Origin of the sequence: Streptomyces sp. NPDC050418, assembly GCF_044458745.1 — a bacterium.
Lineage (GTDB): Bacteria > Actinomycetota > Actinomycetes > Streptomycetales > Streptomycetaceae > Streptomyces.
Map to the genome: position 1 here is coordinate 100,051 of NZ_JBITIG010000009.1, position 24,202 is coordinate 124,252.

The following is a 24,202-nucleotide window of genomic DNA, read 5'->3' on the forward strand; positions in this document are numbered from 1 at the left end:
GACCGGGCCGGCCCGCCCCTCAGCGAATCGGCCTGGTCAGCACATACAGCGTGCGCAGCACCACGGCGGCGGACAGGACGAGCAGGTGGTAGCCGAGCAGACCGTACAGGGACAGCGTGCCGGTGACCTCGGGGCCGCCCTCGGTGCCGAGCAACTGCACACCCAGGACACCGAAGAAGATCCCGAGCCCGGTCAGCACGACCCGGCTGAGCAGTTCACCGATGACGCGGCGCTCACGCGGATCCGAGAGCAGCCGCACATTCACCGCGAGCCGCCCCTCCTCGAGCGCGCCGCCGATCCGGTCGATACGCCGCGGCAGCCGGCGCAGCACCGGAAGCAGCGTGAGCAGTTCGTCGCGCGCGGCGTCCCGCACCGTCTCGGGCTCCAGTTGGCGCGCGAAACGCTTCGAGGCGTACGAGCGCGACGCGGCCAGGATGTCGAAGCCGGCCGACATCTGGCCGAGCGTGCCCTCCATGGTGGCCAGCGCGCGGAACACCGCCGCGATCTCCGGCGGGATCGCGAGCCGGAAGTCCGCCACCAGGCGGAACAGATCGGTGAACATCTGCACGTCCGGGGTCGAACCGCGCCCGAGATGGCGGCCGCTGAACTGGCCGAGCGCCCGCTGGAGGCGCTGTTCGTCCACGTCCTCGGGCCGGTCGGTCACTTCGAGGAGCGCGTCGCGCAGGGCGGCCGGGTCGCCGCTGTCCACGGCGAGGAACAGCTCGGCCATCGCCGAGCGCAGCCCGCCGTCGAGACGGCCCACCGAGCCGAAGTCGAGGAGCGCGGGCCGCCCGTCGGGCAGCAGCATGATGTTGCCCGGATGCGGGTCCGCGTGGAAGATCCCGTCGTACATGATCTGGTCGAGGAGCGCGGTGAGCAGCGTCCGCGCCAGGTCCGCGCCGTGCTCGGGACTGTCGGGGCGGGCCTGCCCGAGCGGTGTGCCGTCGATGCGTTCCATGACGAGGACCTGTTCGCCGCTCAGCTCCTCGTGCGGAGCGGGCAGCAGGACGCTGCCGTCGCGGCGGGCTTCGGCCGCCTTGCGTACGGCCGTCAGATTGCGCGCCTCCACCTGGAAGTCCAGCTCCTCGCGCAGCGCCACGGCGAACCCGTGGGCCAGGCCGGTGAGGCCGAGACTGCGCCCCCACTCGGTGCGGTTCTCCAGGGTCCGGGCCAGGCGCGCGACGATGTCCAGGTCGCGTTCGACGGTCTCGCGGATGCCGGGGCGGCGCACCTTGACGATGATCCGGGAGCCGTCCCGCAGTTCGGCGGCGTGCACCTGCGCGACGGAGGCCGCGGCGAGCGGTTCGCGGTCGAACACGGCGAACACCTCGTGCGGCGGTGCGCCGAGGCTCTCCGTCAGGACGGACTCGATCTGCGGCCAGGGCACGGGCTGCACCCGGTCCTGGAGCTCACCGAGCTCGGTGATGTACGCCTCGGGCAGCAGATCGCGCCGGGTGGACATCAGCTGGCCCAGCTTCACGAAGGTGGTGCCGCCCGCCTGCAGCGCCTCGCGCAGCTCACGGGCGAGCCGCGTGTGCCGGGTGTCCCCGTTCCTGGCGCGGCCGTTGAGGTACGGGCCGAGGCCGTGCCGGCCGAGGATCGAGACGATCTGCGAGTAGCGGCGGGCCCGCGCCATCCGGCCGCGCACCGCCCGTGCCCAGGCCAGCGGGCGGATCCGCAGCGGCGGCACGAGGAGGTCGAGGACGAACAGGCAGACCATCGCGGTCAGCAGTCCGACCCCGAGCATCAGCGTGAGGAGCACCACGCCGCTTCCGGGGCTCTGCAGTCCGGGGCCGATCAGCGCGCCGGACACGGCGACGCCGACCAGCGCGGCGAGCAGCACCCGCAGCACACCGGCGTCCATGCCGAGCAGCCGCCGCCCGACCAGCGCCGGCAGCACAATCACGACGAAAGCCCCGATACCTCCGATAACCCACATAGTGTCCAGGGTAGTGAAGTTCCTTTCCAGGAAAGCGAGTTGCGCTCGAGGACGGCTTGAGCGGCCCGCGAGGAGGCGCTGTTGCACTCGGCCCCGCACCGCCGCTCACCGCTCTCCCGCCGCCCCGGCGACGGAGCAGGGCATTCGCGTATCCAGGAGGAACGATGGTCACCCGACGCCGCGTGCTCGGCACCGGACTTGCTGCCACGGGTGTGGGGCTCACAGGGGGTTCGCTGCTCCCCGTGCTGCACGCCGCCGCTCAGCCCGCGGAGCGGCCCGCCGCGGGCCCGGCCGCCGCCGCGGTGCCGCGGTTCGCGACCGCGATGCCCCGGGTGCCGGTGCTCAAGCCGGACTCCACCATGGGGGGTGTGGACCTCTACACGGTCACCATGCGGACCGCGAGCAAGGAGATCCTGCCGGGACTGCGGACCGAACTGCGCACCTTCAACGGCCAGTTCCCCGGACCGACCATCAAGGCCCGGCGCGGCCGGCCCGTGGTCGTCCGCCAGATCAACTCCCTGGACGTGGACACCTCCGTCCATCTGCACGGCGGTGAGCTGCCTCCGGAATACGACGGCGCCCCGATGGACACCCTGGCGCCCGGCGGCCGGCGCCTGTGCGTGTACCCCAACACACAGGCACACGCCTCGCTCTGGTACCACGACCACGCCCACCACCTGGAGTCCGAGAACGTCTACCGCGGTCTGCACGGCAGCTACCTGCTCACCGACGAGGCGGAGGAGGCGCTGCCGCTGCCCAAGGGTGAGTACGACGTCGTGATCGGGATACGGGACGCGCACTTCGACACCGGCACGGGCCAACTCGTCTACCAGATGGGCGACCGGGCCCGTAACACCCTGCTCGTCAACGGTGCGCCGTACCCGTACTTCCAGGTCGCCGCGCGCTCCTACCGGCTGCGCCTGGCGAACCACTCCAACATGCGCTTTGTCGAACTGCGCCTGGCCGACGACGGCGACATGGTGCAGATCGGCTCCGACGGCGGACTCCTGGAGCGGCCGCACACCACCAAGTCCGTCCATCTGTCCTCCGGTGAACGAGTCGACGTCGTCATCGACTTCTCGCGCTACCCGGTGGGCACGCAGATCGTCCTGAAGAACACCGGCTACGGACCCGTGGAGGAGATAGGCGAGGTGCTGCGCTTCGACGTGGTGCGCACCGCGTCCGACGCCTCGTCCGTACCGTCCGTCCTGCGCACGCTGCCGCGCCTGCCCGCACCCACCGCCGAACGCGCCATCGTGCTGCGGATGGACGAGGACGGGCGTCCGGATCCGCAGGGGTACATGGACGAGAAGGTCTACGATCCCGGGCGGGTCGACGCACGCGTCCGCTTCGGAGCCAGCGAGATATGGACGGTCACCAACGCCAACAAGCTGGTGCCGCACAACTTCCATATGCACCTGGTGCAGTTCAGGGTCCTGGAGCGCAACGGGGCGGCGCCCGGGCCCGCCGAGCAGGGGCTGAAGGACACGGTGGTCCTGATGCCCGGTGACACGGTCAGGCTCCAGGCCACCTTCGACAGGTATCAGGGCGAGTACGTCTACCACTGCCACATGCTCGACCACTCGGCGATGGGCATGATGGCGACGATGAAGATCGTCTGAACCGGGCCGCGTATCGAGTCGGCCTTGACCGGCTTTCACGCACCGGGGCCGAGCCTGAGCGGGTCTTCGACTGCGGTCCGCCGACTGCCGACTGCTGTCCGCCGACTGCCGTCCGCCGACGGCCGCCCGACCCGAGCGAGGCCCACCATGACGCCCCCCGCCCGCATTGCCGCCGCCCGGCCGGCCGTGCTGCCCGCCGACCCGAGGCCCGACTCGTGGCGCGCACGGCCGGCGGCACAGCAGCCCGACTGGCCCGACCCCGTCGCACTGCACGCCGTCACCGACGAACTGACCGTCCGGCCACCCCTGGTGACCGCCCGCGAGTGCGACGCACTGCGCGCCCGGCTCGCGGCCGTCGCCCGCGGAGAGGCGTTCCTGCTCCAGGGCGGCGACTGCGCGGAGACCTTCGACGCCGTCACCGCGGACCGGCTCGACGGCAAGCTCCGCACCCTCGGCGAGATGGCCGCGGTGCTCGCCGAAGGCGTCCGGCGGCCGGTCGTCACCGTCGGCCGGATCGCGGGACAGTACGCCAAGCCGCGCTCCGAGGACACCGAGACCCGCGGGACGCGCGCCCTGCCCGCGTACCGCGGCGACGCCGTCAACGGCCGTGCCTTCACGGCGCAGGCCCGCACCCCCGACCCGCGCAGGCTCGGCCGCGTCTACGACTATTCGGCCGCCACCTTGAACTTCCTGCGCTCGCGCACCGCGAGCGGCAGCCTCGACGGATCCGACGGCGATGCAAGGCAGTTGTTCACCAGCCACGAGGCGCTGATCCTGGAGTACGAGAGCGCCCTGACCCACGTCGACGAGCGCACGGGCGCGCTGTACGCGACCTCGGGGCATCTGCTCTGGGCCGGTGAGCGCACCCGGCAGACCGACGGCGCCCACATCGAGTTCCTGCGCCAGGTGCGCAACCCGGTCGGTGTGAAGCTCGGCCCGGCCACGACCCCCGACGAGGTGCTCGCGCTCGCCGGCCTGCTCGACCCGCACCGCGATCCCGGCCGCCTCACCCTGATCGCCCGTATGGGCGCCGACGCCGTACGGGAGGTGCTGCCGCCCCTGGTGGAGCGGGTCATGGCAGCCGGGCTGCGGCCCGTATGGGTCTGCGACCCCATGCACGGCAATACGGTACGGGCCGCGGACGGCCACAAGACCCGCCATCTCGACGCCGTACTCGATGAACTCGACGGCTTCTTCACGGTCCACCGCACCCTGGGCAGCCACGCGGGCGGCGTGCACCTCGAACTCACCGGCACCGCCGTCACGGAGTGCGTCGGCGGCCCGGTCACGGAGGCCGACCTGCCCCTGCGCTACGAAACGGCCTGCGACCCGCGCCTCAACCACGACCAGTCCCTGCAGGTGGCGGAGCACCTGGCGCGGATCGCGGGCCGGACCCACGGGCCCGGACGCCGGCTGCGGGAGCCGGAGATGTAGCGGGAGAGCGCGGAGAGGGCCGAGTCTGTGCGCGTACACCGTTGCCGTTCCCGTTCCCGTTCCCGTTCCCGCGATCCCCCCGGAGGCCCGATGATCCCCCCGCCGGCCGAGCATCCGCCCGCGCACAAGGCCCGCACACTGCGTACCGACGCGGAGGCGGTGTTCGCCGCCGGGGACGCCGTCCACCTGCGGGGCCCCGGCGGCAGCCTCGTCCTGCGGCCCGTACGCGGCGCCCTGCGCACGGTGCTGCAGCGCCTTGCCGAGGGGCCGCTGCCGCAGGAGGAGCTGTACGAAGGGCTCGACGACACGGAACGCGAACTGGTCGACGCGGTGGTGGAACGGGTCGGGTTCTTCCTCGCGCACAGCGTTCTCACCCACCAGGAGCCGCCGGTACGCAGGGAGGTGCTGCGGCTCGAACCGACCGCACCGGACGCCGGGCACCGGACCGTTCCGGTGGCCGCGGACACGCGGGTGCGGCTGTCGCGGTTCGCGCTCTGCCGTACGCGCGACGGCGTGCTCGTCCTCGAGTCACCGCTCGCGAAGTTCCGTGCCGTGCTTCTCGACGCCGCGGCCCGCCAGTTGGTGGCCGCGCTGGGGCAGCCCGTCCCCGCAGCGGAGGCGGGCGAGCCCGCGCGCCTGAGCGAGGCGGAGACGCTCGACGCCCTGGCGCACCTCGTCGGCGCCGGGCTTGTCGAACCGGCCCTGCCCGACGGCTCGTTCGCCTCCGACACCGAACCGAGGCTGCGCCAGTGGGACTTCCATGACCTGCTCTTCCACTCGCGCGTCCGTTCCGGCCGGTACGACGCGGCCTTCGGGGCCGTCTACCCCTACCGGGGTGTGATCGACCCGCAGCCTGCGGTCAAACCCGTGCCCGAGGGCCGCACGGTCCCACTGCACCGTCCGCGGCGTGCGGACCTGGACCGCAAGGACCCGTCCCTCACCGCGGCCATCGAAACCCGGCGCACCCGCCGCACCTTCGGCGAACGGGCCATGACCGCCGACGAGTTGGGGGAATTCCTCTACCGGGTCCAGCGCATCCGCGTGCATCACACGCCCGCCGCCGAAGGCGACGAGATCGTCTCGCGGCCCTACCCGAGCGGCGGCTCCCTCTACGAGCTCGAGCTGTATGCCACCGTCCTGCGCTGCGAAGGCCTCACACCCGGCATCTACTTCTACGACTCGTACGCACACCGCCTCGTCCTCGTCAACGAAGCGGAAGCCGACCGGCGGGCGATGCTCGGCGTCGCGTCACGCTCGGCCGGCTTCGAGGTGCACCCCGATGTGCTGTTCACCGTGACCTCGCGGTTCCAGCGGATGGCGTGGAAGTACCGGGCCATGGCGTATGCGACGACCCTGCGCCACACCGGAGTCCTCTACCAGACCATGTACTTGGTGGCCACGGCCATGAACCTGGCGCCCTGCGGACTCGGCAACGGCGACGCCGACCTGTCCGCCCGCGTTCTGGGCCTCGACTACCTGACCGAGTCCTCCGTCGGCGACTTCCTCCTGGGCACCTTGCCGCCGGACGCCGGCATCCCGGCGGACTCCGGCAGCGAATGGCACATGGTCAACAGCCCTGAATGGGCCTTGCCGCCCGACGGAGCCGGCCCCGGAACGCGCTGACGCGGTGGCGACAGGTGCAGCCCACCTGACCTCTGGCCCAACCATGCCACCGGCACGGGTGGGTCACCCCACCCCGTTGTCCGCCGCAGTGGTTCGGGGCGAGTGTGCATCCCCATGGGGTACGTGAATCGAAGAACTGTGCACATAGGCCTGTCGGCCGCGGTGCTCGGCGGGCTGCTCACATCGGTGCCGTCCGTGACCGCCGCCGCAGCGCCATCCGCAGAGCCGTCCGTCGCCGCCGGCACCGGCAAGCAGAAGGTCATCGTCATGCTTGACGGTGCCTCCGCGATGCAGGCGCCTGCCGGGAAGGCCGAGGACGCGTCCGTCGCCGAGGTGAAGGCCGAGAAGGCCGGGATCGCGAAGCGGCAGAAGGACTTCCTCGGGCGGGCCGGGAGCGCCGGTGTCGAGGGCAAGTCCGTACGCAGGCTCGGACTGCTGGTCAACGCCGTCGCGATGACCGTCGATGCGGCGGACGTCGCGGCGCTCAAGAAGCTGCCGGGCGTCAAGGCCGTCGTGCCGGACACGAAGATGAAGATCACGATGGCTGACGCGAATCGGCTCGTGGGCAACACCGAGGTCTGGCAGCGCGAGGACGCGAAGGGGCGCAAGGCCACCGGCAAGGGCGTCACCGTCGCCGTCATCGACTCCGGGATCGACTACAGCCACCCGGATCTCGGCGGCTGCCTCGGCGCGGACTGCAAGGTCGTCGGCGGCTACGACTTCGTCAACGACGACGCCGACCCGATGGACGACAACGGGCACGGCACGCACGTCGGCGGCATCGTCGCCGCCAAGCCCGCGAAGGAAGGCGGCGTCACCGGCGCCGCGCCGGACGCCAGGCTTCTTGCCTACAAGGCGATGAACGCGGACGGCTACGGCGACATGTCCGACATCATCGCCGCCATCGAGGCCGCCGCCGACCCGGCCAACCCGCATCGTCCCGACATCATCAACATGAGCATCGGCGCGACCGGCGAAGGCATCGACGGAACCGACCCCGTCGGGCTCGCCGCGACGGCCGCCACCGAGGCGGGGATCCTCGTCGTGGCCGCGGCGGGCAACGACGGTGCGCAGTACGCGATCGGCTCGCCCGGTTCCGCGGACGGCGTCCTGACCGTCGGCGCCTCCACCTCCCGTACGCGCGTGCCGCACGCCGCCGTCGGCAAGGACGAGATCCAGACGTACCCGGGCCTGATGACCGCCTACGGTCCCGCCGAGGCGGGCACCGGCAAGGTCGTCGACCTCGGCTGGGGCGAGCCCGCGGACTGGGAGCGGGCCGGCGACGTCAAGGGCAAGGTGCTGCTCTACGCGATGCCGCCCGGCCGCACCGAGGAGGACGGAGTCACCGACTTCGAGCAGGAGTTCTACGCGGAGGCCGAGAAGCGCGGCGCCCTCGCCGTCATCGGCGGAGTGACCTCGGACAGCGGCCCGGTGGCCGCCGAGCACGGCCGTGAGCAGGCCGAGGAGCCGGAGCAGGACCGCAAGGGCGAGGCGCGCGTGGCGCCCACCAGCGGCACCCTCGGCACCGACCACTGGCGCATGGACAAGCTGCCGATCCTCGGGGTGGACGCGCTGACCGGCAAGGAGCTCGCCACGCTGGCGGGCACCGACACCGAGATCACCATCAGCTCCACCGACTCCAGCGACCAGATCGCCTCCTTCTCCTCGCGCGGCCCGAGCCCGCGCTTCGGCCTGGAGCCGGAGATCGTGGCGCCCGGCGTGGAGATCCGCTCCACTGTGCCCAAGTCCCTTGTGGAGAGCGGGTACTTCCGGCTCTCGGGTACGTCGATGGCGACCCCGCTCGTGGCCGGTTCGGCCGCGCTGCTGCGTCAGCTGCACCCGGAGAAGCCCGCCGCGCAGCTGCGCGACGAGCTGACCGGCAGCGCGAAGCCGCTGGCCGGTGCGGAGATCACCGCGCAGGGCGCCGGACGCCTGGACACGGAGGCGGCCGCCGACGCGACGCTCACCGCGTCCCCGGCGACCCTGGCCTTCGGCCACCCCGACCTCACCGAGGACGACGAGGTCGAGGAGCGCCGTACGGTCACGCTCCACAACAACAGCAAGCGCACCCTCGAAGCCCGCGTGAAGGGCGACGGTCAGGCCGAGGTCTCGCCCTCGTCCGTCCGGATCCCGGCCGGCGGCAGCAAGAAGGTCACCGTCGAGGTCGAGGCCGACCGGCCCGCCGGCTACCAGGACATCACCGGCCGCCTCACCGTCGACCCGGACCGCGGCCCGGACATGACCGTCCCCTACCAGCTGACCGCGATGCCCGTGACGGTCGAGGCCACTCCCGACCCGTCGGACGGCACAGCGACCGTCTACGCCTACTCGGACGCGCCGTTCGCGAGCGCCCCGACGCTGACCGTGGACCCGCGTCACGGCCGGTCGTACGAGGTGAAGATGAAGCGCCTCGCGGACACGCACTACGAGGCCGCGTTCAAGGACCTTCGCCCCGGCACGTACGAGCTGAGCGTCGAGGGCCGTACCGCCTACGGCAGCGACACCTACGGCGAGGGCGCCTTCGAGGTCACCCCGGAGGGCGAGCACAGCAGTAACTGGTCGCCGGTGGGCCCGTACAGCGACGGCGGACAGCTCACCCTCGCACCGTCCGCCCCCGGCCAGGCGGTGGTCTCCAACGGCACCATCGGCGGCGCCTGGGTCACCACCGACAAGGGCAAGACCTGGAAGCAGCGCACCCGGCTGCCGTTCGGCGGCGTGAAGCGGCCCCCGGTCATCGTGGTCGACAAGGACGACGCCGAGCACTGGTGGCTGTCCGTCTACTCCGTGCACCCGCCCGTCCGCAACGGCGGCATGATCATGGAGACCCGCGACAACGGCCGCACCTGGACCAAGTCCGGTGCGCCAGAAGCCCCGTACGAGGACCTGATCACCGACACCGGGCAGAACGTCTTCGTCGCCACCGACATCATGGGACGGCACACGGTCAGCCGCGACAAGGGCAAGACGTGGCAGGTCGAGGACCTCGGCTTCGGCACGGACTACATCACCGCGGTGCAGATCGGCGGTGACGACCTCTACGGCTGGCACGGCAAGAACATCTACGTGATCCGTGACTTCGTCACCGGTTCGCCGAAGCCGGCCGAGAAGGTGTACGCGGCCGAGGCCAATCAGGCGCTGTTCGGCTACGACGTCAGCGACGAACTCGTCACCGTCCAGGTGCAGGGCGGCGCCTCCGGCCTGTACGTGAGCGAGGACGGCGGCCGGAACTGGCGCAACACGGGCCACCGCCCGAACGGTTCGGTCTCCCTGTCCGGCGGAGAGATCCTGCACGACGATGCCCGCACGATCTACCTCAGCAAGGACGCGGGCCGCACCTGGACCGAGACCCCGCAGCCCAACGGCGGTTCCGTGATCGGCGACTTCGACCGCTGGGCGGACGGTTCGTACACCATGGAGGCCTCCTCCTCCGGCATCCTGCGCGGCGCCGAGGACGGCGCGCCGGACCGGATCGGCGTCCAGGGGGCGAGCATCCCCTCGCTCGCCTACTCCGACGGCGCGCTCCTCGCGGGCAGCACGCACGGCCAGTACCGCACCGAACTGCCGGTGGCCGGGCCTGACTGGGGCGCCGGGGAGAACGAGGGCTCGATCGGTACGGACATCCCGTTCATCGAGTCGTACGCCAAGGACTCCTCCGTCGTATGGCGGGTGTTCGCCAGCCAGTTCGGCGGCAGCCTCCTGCAGAAGAGCACCGACGGCGGGAAGACCTGGGAGGAGCGGGGCCGCCTCGACGGCACCCTCACCTCGCTGATGATCGACCCGGAGAACCCCGACAAGGTCACCGTCGGCTACGCGAACCGGGCCGACGGCGGGGTGTACGTCACCACCGACGGCGGCGCCAAGTGGCGCTCGTACAACCACAAGCTGTTCATCGGGGCCCTCGCCAAGAAGCCCGGCTCCGACCGGCTGTGGCTGGGCGGCGCGCTCGGCCTGTGGTACTCCGACGACGGCGGCCGCACCCTCACCGAGGTGGACGGCAAGGAGACCACCTCGCTGCTCCTCGACGGTTCGCGGATCGTCGCGGGCGGCCAGGAGCTGCGGTACTCCACCGACGGCGGGAAGACCTTCCGCACCGGTGACTCGGGCGGCCTGCGCATGAAGGTCTCGGAGATCGTCAAGGTCGGCGACACCCTGTACGCCGGTACGCAGAGCCGCTGGGACTGGGGCTTCCCGTTCGGAGGCCGGGGCGTCCTCACGTCCGAGAACGGCGGCCGCACCTGGAAGAGCGTGGCCCGCGGCATGCAGAACACCGACGTGCTCTCGCTCGCGGTGGACCCGTCGGGCAAGGCCCTGTACGCCGGCACGAACGAAGGCGGCGTGCAGCGGCTGACGCTGGACGACTGATCACCGGCTGATCACCGCGCTTCGCGGGTGAGGAGGGCCGGTCCGCACTGCGGGCCGGCCCTCCTCGCATCCAAGGGCTACCGGCCGGTCACCGCTCTTGTTAGGGTTACCTAACTTTACGAGGTGAGGGGTGGGCGCGGTGGCCAAGGGCGGGAAGTATCTCAAGCCGGAACAGCGGGACTTCCTCGTCGTGCGAGGCGTCGCACGCGAGCGGATCAGCCCGGGATTCGTCCGGGTCACGCTCGGCGGCGACGCCCTGCGCGCCTTCGCGCCCATGGGGTACGACCAGTGGTTCCGCCTCTTCCTGCCGTCCGAGCGCGGCCTGCGCCTGCCCACCCGCACCGGCGGCCTGTGGGTGGCCGAGTACATGCTGATGTCCAAGGGCACCCGGCCCGTCGGCCGCAACTACACGGTCCGCTCCCACCGTTCGCAGGGCCTGCACAGCAACGGCCCGGAGATCGACGTCGACTTCGCCCTGCACGAGTCCGCCGACGGCTCCCTCGGCCCCGCCTCCGCCTGGGCGCGGGACGGCTCCCCGGAGGACGAGGTGGGCATCCTCGACGAGGGGATCACCTTCGTCCCGCCGACGACGGCCCGGGTCCACCTGCTGGTCGGCGACGAGACGGCTCTCCCGGCCATCGCGGGGATCATCGCGTCCACGGCCGGGGGCGATGTCCCCGTACACGCCTATATCGAGGTCCCGCACGAGGACGACGTGCAGCAGCTCGACGTGCCCGACACCACCACCCTGCACTGGGTCGTGCGCAAGGACGGCGCGCCCTCCGGCGAGGGCGTGCTCGCCGAGGTGAAGGCGGCCGCGCTGCCGGACGGACCCGGGTACGCGTGGGTGGCCGGCGGACGCAGGCTGGCGACGGAGACGCGGCGGCATCTGGTGGGGGAGCGCGGGTTCGCCAAGGACGCCGTGACCTTCACCGGCTACTGGCGCTGACCGGCCGCGGAACGGCCCGGCTCCCTTGTGGAGTTTCCGCGGATACCCTATGGACGCACTGTCGTACCCCCCGCTTATGCTGCGCGGACGATCACGCGGTACCTGGGGAGGGCGCGGCATGCTGGGGAAGTTGTTCGGCAGGGGTGAGGGCGGACCGGCGGGGGATGCGCAGGTCCTCGCCCCGGTCAAGGGGAAGCACGGGGTCCGCACCCTGCGGGCGCTCGGCGACCCGCGGGTGCTCGCCCTCGTGGAGGCCGCCGACGCGGGGGACTGGGCCGGTCTGAAGGCGGGCCTCGCACCCTTCGATCTCGGCCACCAGCAGGCCGTGCTCGGGCAGATCGCCGCCATCGACGGCGTCGAGGAGTGGATCGTCCGGGCCGCCGACGAGGACAAGGAGCACCGGGCGACCGCGCTCCTCATCTCGGGCGCCCGCCACATCCAGTGGGGCTGGGACGCCCGCACCTCCGCCTACGCCAAGGACGTGTCGCGCGAGCAGTGGCAGACGTTCTACGCGCGGCTGCGGATCGCCGAGGAGCACCTGCTCGAAGCCGCGGAACTGCGGCCCGGCTGGGTCACGCCCTGGCGCCATCTGCTGACCTCCGGCCGGGGCATGTCCCTCGACGACGGCATCCAGGAGGCCCGGCTCGCGGCCGGTCTGCGCCGTGACCCGCTCGACGTCGACGTGCACCTGGAATGGGTGGGCCATCTGCAGCCCCGCTGGGGCGGAAAGCCGGGCCAGGCCCTGGACTTCGCCCGCCGGGCCTTCGCGGCCGCGCCCGACGGGCACCGCCTCGGCTGTGTGGTCGCCATGGCGTACGTCGAGCAGTGGGTGGAGTCGGACGACGGCGACTGCCTGCAGGACCCGCGGATCCGCACCGAGCTGCGGACCGCGGCCGAGCGCAGCATCCTGCACCACGCGTACGAGCGCCGGCTCGGCTGGCAGGGCGACTACAACATCTTCGCGATGGCCCTCTCGCTGGCCGGCAGCAGCACGGCCTCGAACGTCTTCCGCGAGCTGGACGGCGTGTACACCGAGTGGCCCTGGACGTTCATGGCCAACCCGGAGAAGGCGTACGCGCGCTTCCGCAAGGCCTTCTGAGCCACCGGCCGGTCCCGGCACCGCGGAACAAGGCCCGGCGGACCGCATCCCGCCGTCCGCCCTCCGCGGCCCGCCCCACCGCCTCCCGTCCTCGCCTCCGCCGGCCCGCGCCCCACCCCTCCCGTCACCCCTCTTCACCCTCGGACTGCCTCATGCCCCAGCGCGACAGCACCCCCGCCACCGACCGCACCTTCCAGGTCGACCTGCGCGGCCTGGTCGACCTCCTGTCCCACCACCTCTACTCCAGCCCTCGCGTCTACCTGCGCGAACTCCTGCAGAACGCCGTGGACGCCCTCACCGCCCGGCACGCCCTGGAGCCGCACGGCACGTTCGGCATCCGGGTGTTCGCGGACGGCTCGGTCGTCCGCGTCGAGGACGACGGCGTCGGTCTCACCGAGGCCGACGTGCACACCTTCCTCGCCACCATCGGCCGCTCCAGCAAGCGCGCCGAGAAGATCGCCGAGCAACGCGCCGACTTCATCGGCCAGTTCGGCATCGGTCTGCTCTCCTGCTTCCTCGTCGCCGACGAGATCCACGTCGTCAGCCGCAGCGCCCGTACGCCGGACGCCCCGGCCGTGGAGTGGCGCGGCCGCGGCGACGGCAGCTACACGGTCCGTACGCTCCCGGCCTCGGCCCGCCCGCGGCCCGGCACCACCGTGACCCTGACGCCCCGCGCCGACGCCGCCGAATGGACCCGCCCCGAGCGGGTGCACTCCCTGGCCCGGCACTTCGGCTCGCTCCTGCGCCACCCGGTGACCTTCGACGACGGAGCGCCGGGCGCGCCCGCCGCCGTCAACCCCGAGCCCGCCCCCTGGTCGCAGACCCACCCCACGCCGGGCGCCCGCCACCGCGCCCTCGCCGCGTACGGCGAGGAGGTCTTCGGCTTCAAGCCGCTCGACACCATCGAACTCGACCTGCCCGCCGTCGGGTTGAAGGGCATCGCCTGCATCCTGCCGGACGCCGTCCCGAGCGGCCGCCGCCACGGGCATCGCGTGCACGTCAAGGGCATGCTGCTCTCCGAGCAGGCCCCCGAGATCCTGCCCGACTGGGCGTTCTTCGTGCGCTGCGTCGTCGACGCCGAGAGCCTGCGCCCGACGGCCTCCCGCGAGGCGCTGTACGAGGACGACACCCTCGCCGCCGTACGCGACGCACTCGCCGACCGGCTGCGCGAGTGGATCGCACGGGCCGCCGCCAGCGACCCGGAGCTGCTCGGCCGCTTCCTGCAGGTCCACCACCTGGCCGTGAAATCCCTCGCCGTGCACGACGACGAGATCCTGCGGATGCTGCTTCCCTGGCTGCCGTTCGAGACCACCGACGGGCACGCCACCCTCGACGAGTTCGCCCGCAGCCACCGCACCGTGCTCGTCACGTCCAGCGTCGAGGAGTTCCGGCAGGTCGCCGCGATCGCCTCGGCCGCCGGACTCGGCGTCGTCAACGGCGGCTACACGTACGACCGCGACCTGGTCCACCGGCTGCCCGAGGTCCGGCCCGAGGTGACCGTCGCCGACCTCGACCCGGAGACGCTGACCGCGCACCTCGACCCCGTCGACCGGGAGACGGAGATGGCCGCCGCGGCCTACCTCGCCCGCGCCCGCGACGCCCTCGCCGTCTTCGACTGCGATGTCGCCCTGCGCAGTTTCCAGCCGGCCTCGGCCCCCGCCCTGCTCGTCGACAGCCGCGAGGCCCGCCACGAGCGCACCCGCTCCCAGCTCGCCCGCGAGCAGGACGGTGGCCTGTGGGGCGGCATCCTCGGCCATCTGCGCCAGGAGGCCCCGCGCGCCCAGCTGATCCTCAACCAGCTCAACCCGCTGGTCCGCACGGCCGTGGCCATCGAGGAGCCCGAGCTCGCCCGCACCAGCGCCGAAGCCCTCTACGGGCAGGCGGCCCTCCTTTCGCGGCGCCCGCTCCGGCCCTCCGAATCGAGCCTGATCAACCGCTCCTTCCTCGACCTCCTCGCCCACGCCCTGCGCAAGGACAGCTGACGATGCCGACTGCACCCCTGCCCCAGACGATCGACGCGCTCTACGACGCGCTCCGGGAGAACGACCAGCGCCCCTACGGGCGCACGCGCACGGTCACGGCCGAGGAACTCGCCGACCTGGCCGAGCAGTTCGACGACCCGGCCGTACTGATCGACGCCCTGCTCGAACTGCAGGAGGCGTACACATACGGCTCCGAACCCCGTAAGTCCCCCGTCGTCTTCGCCCGGCTGCTCAATCTCTACGACGAGAAGCCCGACGTGTTCGACGAGCGGGCGAAGGCCCAGCTCTTCTGGCGCTTCAAGTGGGTGGCCAACGCGCTCGTCGCCCTTCCCGAGATCCCCCTCGCCACCCTGCGGCAGTGGCTCGCGGAGATGCGCGACCGGTACACCAAGGCCGGGATCGGTCTCCAGCCGTACTACGGACAGGCGTACTGGCTGGCCACGCACACCGGCGAGGACACCGACACCGCCTACGACCTGTGGGCGAGCCGCACCCGCGTCCAGTACAGCGACTGCGAGTCCTGCGAGACCAGCGGGCGGGCCCGGTACCACCTCGACAAGGGCGAGGACCGGCGTGCCCTGGACATCTGGGAGCCCGTGCTCGCCGGGCAGGGCTCCTGCCAGGAGGAGCCGGCCCGCTCCATGTCGTACGCTCTGCTCCCCCTCGTACGGACGGGGCAGCAGGACCGGGCCCGCGAACTGCACCTCGCCGGCTACCGCGCCTGCCGCCGCACGGCCTCCATGGCCGGGGAGGTCGGCCGCCACCTGGAGTTCTGCGCACTGACCGGCAACGAGGCGCGCGGTCTGGAGCTCCTCGCCGAGAACCGGACCCTGTTCGAGGAGGTGGACTCCCCGTCCGAGCTCCTCGACTTCCTCACGGGCGTGGAGGTCCTGCTCCGGCGCGTCGAACTCCTCGGCCACGGTGAGCTCAACGCCCCCGGGTACGCGGGCCGTACCTGGACCGTCACGAGCCTGCGCGCCGAGATCGCCACCCGCGCCGACGAGCTCGCCGCCCGCTTCGACAGCCGCAACGGCACCGCGACGCAGAGCGCCTACCGCCGCGCCCGCCTCGACCGCGCCCCGCTGCTCGACGCGCTGGAGCTGACCCTGCGCCCGCGCGCCCTCGACGACGTGGCCGCGGCCGCCCTGCCCGCACCCGCCGCCGGATCCGTCGCCCCCGCGGCGCCCGCCACGGCCGCCCGGCCCACCGCCAGCGTCCCCGAAGCGCTGCCCGAACTCATCCTCAAGGCACGGGAACTGGACGAGATCGGGCACCCGGACGACACCGCCTGCTGGGCCCGGCTGCGCGTCCTGACCGCCGCCCGCGACTACCGCCACCCCGAGGACCCGGCCGTCGGCACGTTCCTCCAGCTGCGCGCGGACCTGCTGACCGACGAGGCGTACGGGGCCCGCGAGAAGGACGAGTACGCGGAGGCGGCGAGCCTGCACGAAGAGGCGGCCGGCCTCTACGAGGACGCCGGACTGCCGGGCCACGCCGCCGTGTCCCGGGGCTGCGCCCTGCTCGCCGGCGCCGAGGCCGTGGGCGCGGAACAGGCCGGCGGACCGGACGACGGCGACACGGCCGCGCACGTCGACGCGCTGAACGCCGCGTACGCCGGCCTCGTCCGGCTCCACCAGGAGACCCCGGGTCTCACCCCGTACCAGGAAGCACGGCTGCTGCGGCTGCGCGCCTCCGCGTACGGGATCCGGCTCCAGGCGACGCGCAGCGAGGAGCACATCGCCCCGGCGTACGCCGAGCACGATCTGCTGCAGGAGTTCGCCGACCGGCACGGCCTCGTCCAGCAGAGCGCGGGTGCGGCCCTGTTGCGCGCCACCGTGCACGCGCTGGCCGGCAAGCTGCCCGAGGCGGTCACGGCGGTCGACGCGCTGCTGCCCACGCTGCGGACCGCGGGACCCGCCTGGCACCTGCCGCGCGCCCTGGGCCTGCGCGGCCGCCTCCACCTCGGCCTGCAGGACGCGCAGAGCGCGTACACCGACCTCACCGAGTCCCTGCGCTGCGCCGCCGACTGGCCCGCGGACGCCAACGACCTCGGCCGCACGCACGCCGACCTGGCCGATGCCTGCATGCACCTGGGCCGGACCGACGAGGCGCTGCGCCACCTGACCCGCGCCGCGGAGCACCACCTGCGCCACGGCAGCCGCATCGACGGCTTCTGCGCGTACAGCAACGCCGCCCAGCTCAGCGTCGACCTCGAACGCGTCGAGGACGCCATCGCCCTGCTCGACTCCGTCCTCGCCGAACCGGACGTCGCCGACGGGGAACTGGACGACCGGCTCACCGCGCAACTGCGGCTGACCCGCGCCCGCGCCCTGCACGCGGGCGGCGATCTCAAGGCGGCCACCACCGAGTTCGCCACGCTCGCGGCCGAATCGGCACGCTGGGACGACGACCCCGGCAGCCACGCGATGATCGCGGGCGAGACGGCCGTCCTGCTCGCGGAATCCGGCGAGTTCGACGCGGCCCGCGAGGCCGTCGGCCAGGCGCTCGCCGCCCACGCGCGGGCGCCGCGCTTCGAGCAGCTCAGCAACAACCTGCGCGAGGTCGCCCGCCTCCAGGCCAAGCAGCTCGGCCAGGAGGGCCTGCCCGGAGCCCGCGCCCTGCTCGCGGACGCCGAGCGGGTCGCGGACGAGGCGCGCGCGGCCGGGTACCGCGCGCAGGGCCGGTCCCTGGAGACCGCGCTCGCCTACGAGCACGGGCGGATCAACGCCTACGCGGGGGAGTACGAGAACGCCCTCACCGCCCTCGCCCGGGCCACCGCCCTGCTCGACGACGCCGGGGCGCAGGAGGACGACCGGCTCGGCGAATGGGTCGAGTGCGTCCGCCTCGCGGGCGCCGTCGAGGGCCACTACCTGGAGCGCACCGGACCGGCCCTCGCCCGCGTGGAAGCGGCGATCGCCCGCCTGACCGCCCTGGGCCGCACCGACCAGGCCGCCTCGCTGACCGAGCTGGCGTCCGACCTGCGCGACCAGTGAGACCGGCGGAGCGTGGGCACGGCACCGCGCGAGCGCTGAACCCCGCCTGACCAGGGCCCGGCTCCTTTTCGAGCCGGGCCTTGACCTCATGATTCCGGCACCCGCCCGCCGCGAAGACTGCCGGGCTGCGGCAATGCGCCTCTTTACGCGTTCTTGACAGGATGGCGGCGTACGCAGCGACGACGCCTGCCGGGCAACCGCGGAGGGCCGCGCTGACGTCGCAGCAAGCACGCAACAACGGGGACGAGGGGGCGATCAGGTGGCGCGCACAAGGGCGCAGAGCGTACGGAGGGCCGTGTCCGCGGTGGCCGCGGGGGCCGATCCGCGGCAGCTGGCCGAGGAGGAGATCCGGCGCCGGGTCGGCGGCGGTACGGGGGAGTCGTACGAGCCGCAGGAAGAAGGCATGGACCCCGCCGACTTCCCGGCCGCCCGCGAACAGGGCGGTCTCGCCACGGTCATGGTGCAGAAGTCGGTCTCGCTCGACGAGGCCGGCGAGGCGCTCAACCGCAGCGAACAGAGCCGCGAGGACGGCGAGAAGGTCCACGTCATCTGCCCGATGGTGCTGCCCAAGGGCCGCTCCTTCATCAGCATGCTGCCGGTGCTCCTGCTGCTCGTCATCGGCGTCGTGGGCACGGTGATCGTGTCCGCCACGGACGACGCGCCGCTCACCAACCCGCTGTTCGGCCTGCACTACTGGGTGATCGCGCTCGCCGCCGTCGCCTTCGTGTGGTGGCGCCAGGGCATGGTGATGGTGCCGGACGGCTGCCACGCCCTGATCACCCGCTTCGGCAAGCTGGAGAAGGTGGTCGGCCCCGGCCGCGTCACGCTGATCAGCCCGTGGAAGCGCGTCTCGTACATCGTGAACACGACCCGCGAGTACCCCTTCAACGCGCCCGTGCGCGAAGCCCCCACCAAGGGCGGCGTGAAGGCCTCGATCGACCTGTTCATCCAGTTCCGGATCAGCGACCCCACCGAGTTCGTCTACACCCTCGGCGCCGTCCGCGGCTTCGAGGAGAAGCTCGGCAACGCGGTCAGCGAGACCATCCGCAGCCTCATCTACGAGCAGGAGGCCGCCGGGATCTACGACATGGTCGGCGAGGACACCGGCCGCCTCCTGGAACAGCTCAACCAGCAGTTCCGCCCGGCCGTCGAGCTGACCAACGCCAACATCACGCACGCCGAACCCTCCGACCAGGCGTACCGCATGGACCTGGCCGCACCCGAGATGGTGCGGATGGCCAAGGAGGCCTACACGCACGAGTACGCGCTCATGCTCCGCAAGGAGCAGGACGAGGGCGACCTCAGCAAGGAGCTGGCGAGCAGCCACGAGACGCTCTCCGCGATCCAGGCCGACATCGCCCAGTACCAGGCGCAGATGGACACGGCCGTCGAGCGCGAGACGAACCGCGCCCAGGCCCTGGCCCACCAGCGGTACGTACAGGCCGAGTCGGAGGCGAAGGCGAACGCGGCACTGCTCGAAGCGCAGGCGCTCGACATCCGTGCGGTGACGGCCGCGGAGGCGCCGGAGATCCTCGAGTACCGCTACCAGCAGCAGATCCTCGACACCCTGGAGCAGGTGGCCGACCATCTGCCGCACCTGGTCCGCATCGGCGGCGCGGACGCCGACGGCGCCGCCGGGGTCGACTTCCTGCGCCTTGCGCGGGAGCTGGTGGGCGAGCACGGCGACGAGCTGTTCACCGAGACCGACATGGCGGCCGTACGGGCCCGGCTCGACGAGGTCGCCGTGCGCATCGCCGCACGCCAGGAGGAGATCGAGCGGCTGCTCGCGGCCGAGCGGCCGACGGTCCCCGCGGCGAGGGAAGTCGCCGAGCTCACCGAGGAGGACGAGGCATGAGCACCACCCGTACCCACCGACGCTCGGTGATCTCCGAGGCCGTCGCCCCCTGGGGCCGCGTCGCCCAGCTCCTGCGCGGCGGCGGCGAGTCCGGCACCCTGATCCCCGTCATCATCCCGCGCTCCACCCGCCGCCTGTGGTGGATGCTGCCGCTCTGGCTCGGCGTGTTCACGCTGCTCACCGCCGTGATGCTGACGCTGCGGGAGGCCGGTTCCGACGGCATCGAAGATGTCGCGTACGGGGCGCTCGGCACCCTCTCGTACGCGGCCGGCGGACTGTTCCTCGTGATCGGCATGCTCTGGTGGTGGCGCTCCTCGATCGTCGAGATCGAGCAGGGCACCAACGGCGTCCTGACCCGCTACGGAGCCGTCACCCGCACCCTCGACGCCGGCCGTCACTACCTGTGGCACCCCTGGTCCCGCGTGGACTTCGTGGTCGACACGGCCACCGAGATCCCGTACTCCGCACCGGTGATGGCCTGCCCGACCCGCGAGAACGTCCCGCTGCGGTCCATCGAGTTCTTCCTCAAGTTCCGCATCACCGACGCGGTGCTCTTCGTCCGGACCATCGGCGCGGGCAACTTCGACCTCGTGCTCTCCAGCGCCGTCCAGGACGCCATCCGTCAGCGCGCCCGCATCATCAGCACCGAGCGCGCCTACGACCTGCGCGGCTCGGACGTCGCCGACATGCAGCAGCTCCTCAACCGCCAGCTCGACCGCTACGGCGTACGCATCACCGGCAGCAACATCCCGGACGTCCAGCTCCCCACCCAGTACCAGCAGCACCTCGCCACGCGCGAGCGGGTGGCCAAGGAGCGCACGGCGTACGAGCAGGAGTGGGGCCTGACCCGCAAGCGCCGGATCGACAGCCTCGGCATGGACATCGAGCGCGCCAAGAAGGTGCGGGACGCCCGCATCGTCGAGGTCAAGGCGGCCCTCAACAAGGCGCGCGAGCAGGTCGCCCAGCTCCTGGAGCAGCAGGAGACCAACGCGCAGCGCGTCCGCTTCGAGATCGAGACCCGCGGCCGCAGCGGCCTGATCTCCGCGCAGAACGAGGCCCGCGCCCAGCAGGCCCTCGCGAAGGCGTACCGAGACAACCGCGCGATCCTGCAGTACGAACTGGCCCGCCGCCGCCTCGAAGTGGGCGCGGAACTGGCCACGAAGGCACCGCAGCCGGTGGTCGTCCGCACGGACGGGGGCGGCGGCACCGACACCTCGGCCCTCTCGACCCTCCTCGCGGCCCAGCTCCTGCCGAGGGTCTCCGCCCTGCCGCAGGCACGCGGCGAGGTGCAGGCGCTGCGCGAGTACTTCGACGGGGACGGGGAAGCGGACGACTAGGCCGGCCTGAGAGGTCCTGCGTGCCATCCTGTCCCTTGTGACGGGAAAGGTGCCGCTCGACGACCTGAAGCGGCTGCGGCGGGCCCGCGATCTGATGGACCGCGACTATGCCGAGCCGCTGGACGTCGAGCGGCTCGCGCGCCATGCGCACATGTCCGCGGGCCACTTCTCGCGCAGCTTCCGCTCCGCCTTCGGCGAGACCCCGTACAGCTATCTGATGACGCGCCGGATCGAACGCGCGAAGGCGCTCCTGCGGCGCGGGGACATGTCGGTCACCGACGTGTGCTTCGCCGTGGGATGTACCTCGCTCGGTTCGTTCAGCACCCGCTTCACGGAGCTGGTGGGGGAGTCGCCGAGCGCGTACCGGGCGCGGGACCACGACGAGGTCTCCGGGATCCCGGCGTGCGTCGCGATGATCTATTCCCGGCCGCTGCGCAACGCCAAGCCGGACCGGCCCGCATCGGTCACGAATGAAGAAGCGGACCGTCCGGGCCCGGCCGTACCGTGAAGCCATGGACATCAAACTGAAGCAGTGCTTCATCGCCGTCGACGACCACGACAAGGCACTCGCCTTCTACCGCGACGCCCTCGGTCTCGAAGTGCAGAACGACGTCGGCTTCGAGGGCATGCGCTGGGTGACGCTCTCCTCGCCCACGCAGCCCGACGTGGAGGTGGTCCTCGAACCGCCGCTCGCCGACCCCAACGCCTCGCCCGACGACCGCCAGGCCATGGCCGAGCTGATGGCCAAGGGCATGCTGCGCGGCGTGATCTTCTCGACCGAGGACTGCGACGCCACGTTCGAGAAGCTCGCGGCCTCGGGCGCCGAGGTCATCCAGGAGCCGATGGACATGCCGTACGGCGTACGCGACTGCGCCTTCCGCGACCCGGCCGGCAACCTCCTCCGGTTCGCCCAGCGCCCCAAGGCGGCCTGAGGCGGACCCTGGCCTCAGGAGGCGGACACTCGCCTCAGTAGTACGAGTCGAGCAGCTCCTCAAGGAACCGCACGCTGCTCTCCGTGCCCGAGGCGGCCGCGCTGACCTGGTCCATCACCATCATGTAGTTCTCGACGTCGGCCCGTTTGTCGAGGTACAGCGCGCTCGTGAGCTGTTCCAGATAGACGATGTCGGGCAGGTCGGGCTCGTCGAAGCGCAGGATGGTGATGGGTCCGCCCGCCGCCGCGAGCCCGCCCGCGCCGAACGGTGCGATCTGCAGGGTGACATGGGGGAGCTGGGCGACCTCGATCAGCCGCCGCAGCTGCGTCCGCATCGTGAGGCTGCCGCCCATCGGGCGGCGCAGCGCCGCCTCGTCCACCACGAACCAGAGCTTGGGCGCCTCGGGCCGGGTGAGCAACTGCTGCCTGCGCAGCCGCAGTTCGACCTTGCGCTCTATCTCGCGCACCGAACCGCGCGCCTCGCCGAGGCTGCAGACGGCCCGCGCGTAATCGGCGGTCTGCAGCAGCCCCGGCACGAACTGCACCTGGTAGCTGCGGATGACGGAGGCCGCCTCCTCCAGACCGAGGATCGTCTCCAGCCAGCTCGGCATGACATCGCTGTACTTCTGCCACCAGCCGGGCGTGCCGACCCGTCGCGCCAGCTCCAGGTACTCCGCGCGCTCCTCGGGGTCGGTGACCCCGTAGAGTGTCAGCAGATCCGCTACGTCCCGCTCCTTCTGCGCGACCCGGCCCAGCTCGACGCGGCTGATCTTCGCGTGCGAGGCCCTGATCGCGTCACCGGCCTCCTCGCGCGTGACACCGCTCGCCTCGCGCAGCCGGCGCAACTGTGTGCCGAGGACGATACGCAGGACCGTGGGACCGCCGTGCCGCTGAGCGGGTGCCGCCCGGTGAGGTGTCCCCGTCGGTCCGGACGCAGCCGCTGCACCCTCTGCCCGAGAGCCCGTCATGCCCCATCCGCTCCCCGCTGTAGGCCTTCTGGCGGCTCAGTGTCGCACCGGCGCGCGTGACGTGTACAGCTTTCCGGGCCAATGGAACTTCCGCTGCACACAAGGTAGTTAGCGGCCTACGCGAGGTCGTCGAAGTCGCCGTCCTTCGCGCCGGCGACGAACGCGGCGATCTCCGCGCGCGTGTAGACGAGGGCCGGGCCCTCGGGGAAGCGGGAGTTGCGGACGGCGATGGCGCCGTCGGGGAGCTCCGCGAGCTCCACGCATTCGCCGTTCGCGTTCGAACGCCCGCTCTTGCGCCAGGTCACCCCGTGCAACGCGGCCGCGGACATGCCGTTTTCGTGGTGCCCTGAACGCATACGGACTCTCCCCCGGAGCGATACGTGTACGTGCATCTGTAAGTGCAAGCGTAAGTGCAGACGTCGTTGCAGGTGTTCTTGCCGATGTGCTTGCAGTGGCGCGGGTGACGCCGCACCATGTGCGCACGGCCCCTTGACCAAGGGCCCTTTTCGGACAAGGGAGTTCAGGTGACCACTGCGGCGCGCCGCCCGGCGGAACCGCTGCTGCCGGAGGGGGTGGGGAGCGCCGACGACACGGCCACCCTGTCGCTCGCCGCGGACTTCACGGCGGAGAAGACGGCCTGGGCCTTCGTGGACTCCACCCTGATCCGCCTGCGCCGCACCGCGCTCTCGCCGCGGGTGCACACCGCGGCCGGTGAGCTGGTCGCGAACGCCCTGGAGCACGGACTGGCGGACGCCACCGCCGACCCTCGCGCAGAACCCTTTCCCCACCCGCTCGTCATCACGCTCCTCAGCGAGGGCCCCGACCTTCTCTGCGCCGTCTTCGATCCGGGCACGGGCCTCCCGCGCAAGGGGCAGGGCCACGGCCTGCACCTGGTCGCCGCGGCGAGCGACGCCTGGGGCTGGACGGAGCCCGGCCCGTGGGGCAAGGCGGTCTGGTCCGCGCTCTCGCCGACGGGCAGCGCCCCTTCGCCCGCCCTGACCCGGCGCCTCCTGCTCCTCGCGGAGCTGTTCACGGGCAGCCCGCGCCCACACCTGGTGACGGCGGAACGGCCGCCGGGTGTGCGCGGACTGCTCTAGACCCTGGCCCC

16 protein-coding genes are annotated in these 24,202 nt (G+C 72.1%); 13 read left to right on the forward strand and 3 right to left on the reverse strand.

Translation table 11 applies throughout. The features are described from left to right. Positions 1–19: 19 nt before the first annotated feature. Entirely contained in the window at positions 20–1,939 is a 1,920-nt protein-coding gene (locus ACIBI4_RS22740) for an ABC1 kinase family protein (RefSeq protein ID WP_399205813.1), read from the reverse strand. Positions 1,940–2,103: 164 nt separating this feature from the next. On the opposite strand from ACIBI4_RS22740, the gene ACIBI4_RS22745 reads away from it, so the two are divergent. The 12 genes from ACIBI4_RS22745 (at position 2,104) to ACIBI4_RS22800 (ending at position 22,127) form a co-directional block, all read left to right on the forward strand. Next, positions 2,104–3,561, forward strand: a complete 1,458-nt coding sequence (locus ACIBI4_RS22745; protein ID WP_399205814.1) for a multicopper oxidase family protein — start codon at positions 2,104–2,106, stop codon at positions 3,559–3,561. A 147-nt stretch (positions 3,562–3,708) separates the two neighbouring features. Continuing rightward, entirely contained in the window at positions 3,709–4,995 is a 1,287-nt protein-coding gene (locus ACIBI4_RS22750) for a 3-deoxy-7-phosphoheptulonate synthase (RefSeq protein WP_399205815.1), read from the forward strand. Positions 4,996–5,085: 90 nt separating this feature from the next. Next, positions 5,086–6,618 carry a SagB family peptide dehydrogenase gene (locus tag ACIBI4_RS22755; protein ID WP_399205816.1) on the forward strand — a complete coding sequence of 511 codons (1,533 nt, stop codon included), beginning with the start codon at positions 5,086–5,088 and terminating at the stop codon, positions 6,616–6,618. A gap of 123 nt (positions 6,619–6,741) precedes the next feature. Continuing rightward, complete coding sequence (locus tag ACIBI4_RS22760) at positions 6,742–10,980, forward strand: S8 family serine peptidase (RefSeq protein WP_399205817.1); 4,239 nt, start codon at positions 6,742–6,744, stop codon at positions 10,978–10,980. 139 nt (positions 10,981–11,119) lie between these two features. Then, on the forward strand, positions 11,120–11,929 hold the full coding sequence (locus tag ACIBI4_RS22765; protein ID WP_399205818.1) for a siderophore-interacting protein: 810 nt from the start codon (positions 11,120–11,122) through the stop codon (positions 11,927–11,929). Positions 11,930–12,047: 118 nt separating this feature from the next. Further along, entirely contained in the window at positions 12,048–13,028 is a 981-nt protein-coding gene (locus tag ACIBI4_RS22770) for a hypothetical protein (protein ID WP_399205819.1), read from the forward strand. A gap of 152 nt (positions 13,029–13,180) precedes the next feature. After that, entirely contained in the window at positions 13,181–15,010 is a 1,830-nt protein-coding gene (locus tag ACIBI4_RS22775; RefSeq protein WP_399205820.1) for an HSP90 family protein, read from the forward strand. A gap of 2 nt (positions 15,011–15,012) precedes the next feature. After that, entirely contained in the window at positions 15,013–18,003 is a 2,991-nt protein-coding gene (locus ACIBI4_RS22780) for a hypothetical protein (protein ID WP_399205821.1), read from the forward strand. Positions 18,004–18,262: 259 nt separating this feature from the next. After that, entirely contained in the window at positions 18,263–19,858 is a 1,596-nt protein-coding gene (locus ACIBI4_RS22785) for an SPFH domain-containing protein (RefSeq protein WP_399205822.1), read from the forward strand. Continuing rightward, a complete protein-coding gene (locus ACIBI4_RS22790; RefSeq protein ID WP_399205823.1) occupies positions 19,855–21,195 on the forward strand; it encodes an SPFH domain-containing protein in 1,341 nt (446 codons plus the stop codon). The genes ACIBI4_RS22785 and ACIBI4_RS22790 overlap by 4 nt, the downstream gene beginning before the upstream one ends. Positions 21,196–21,244: 49 nt before the next feature. Further along, entirely contained in the window at positions 21,245–21,703 is a 459-nt protein-coding gene (locus ACIBI4_RS22795) for a helix-turn-helix transcriptional regulator (RefSeq protein ID WP_399206079.1), read from the forward strand. Between the two features lie 4 nt (positions 21,704–21,707). Beyond that, positions 21,708–22,127, forward strand: coding sequence for a VOC family protein (locus ACIBI4_RS22800; RefSeq protein ID WP_399205824.1), 420 nt, complete (start codon positions 21,708–21,710; stop codon positions 22,125–22,127). A 34-nt stretch (positions 22,128–22,161) separates the two neighbouring features. Here the strand turns inward: ACIBI4_RS22800 and ACIBI4_RS22805 are convergent, their stop codons facing one another. Then, positions 22,162–23,094 (reverse strand): helix-turn-helix domain-containing protein, encoded by a 933-nt coding sequence (locus ACIBI4_RS22805; protein ID WP_399205825.1) that lies wholly within the window; start codon positions 23,092–23,094, stop codon positions 22,162–22,164. 116 nt (positions 23,095–23,210) lie between these two features. Next, complete coding sequence (locus tag ACIBI4_RS22810) at positions 23,211–23,450, reverse strand: DUF397 domain-containing protein (RefSeq protein WP_399205826.1); 240 nt, start codon at positions 23,448–23,450, stop codon at positions 23,211–23,213. A 168-nt stretch (positions 23,451–23,618) separates the two neighbouring features. Between ACIBI4_RS22810 and ACIBI4_RS22815 the strand changes: the two genes are divergently transcribed. Then, positions 23,619–24,191 carry an ATP-binding protein gene (locus tag ACIBI4_RS22815; RefSeq protein WP_399205827.1) on the forward strand — a complete coding sequence of 191 codons (573 nt, stop codon included), beginning with the start codon at positions 23,619–23,621 and terminating at the stop codon, positions 24,189–24,191. Positions 24,192–24,202: the final 11 nt, after the last annotated feature.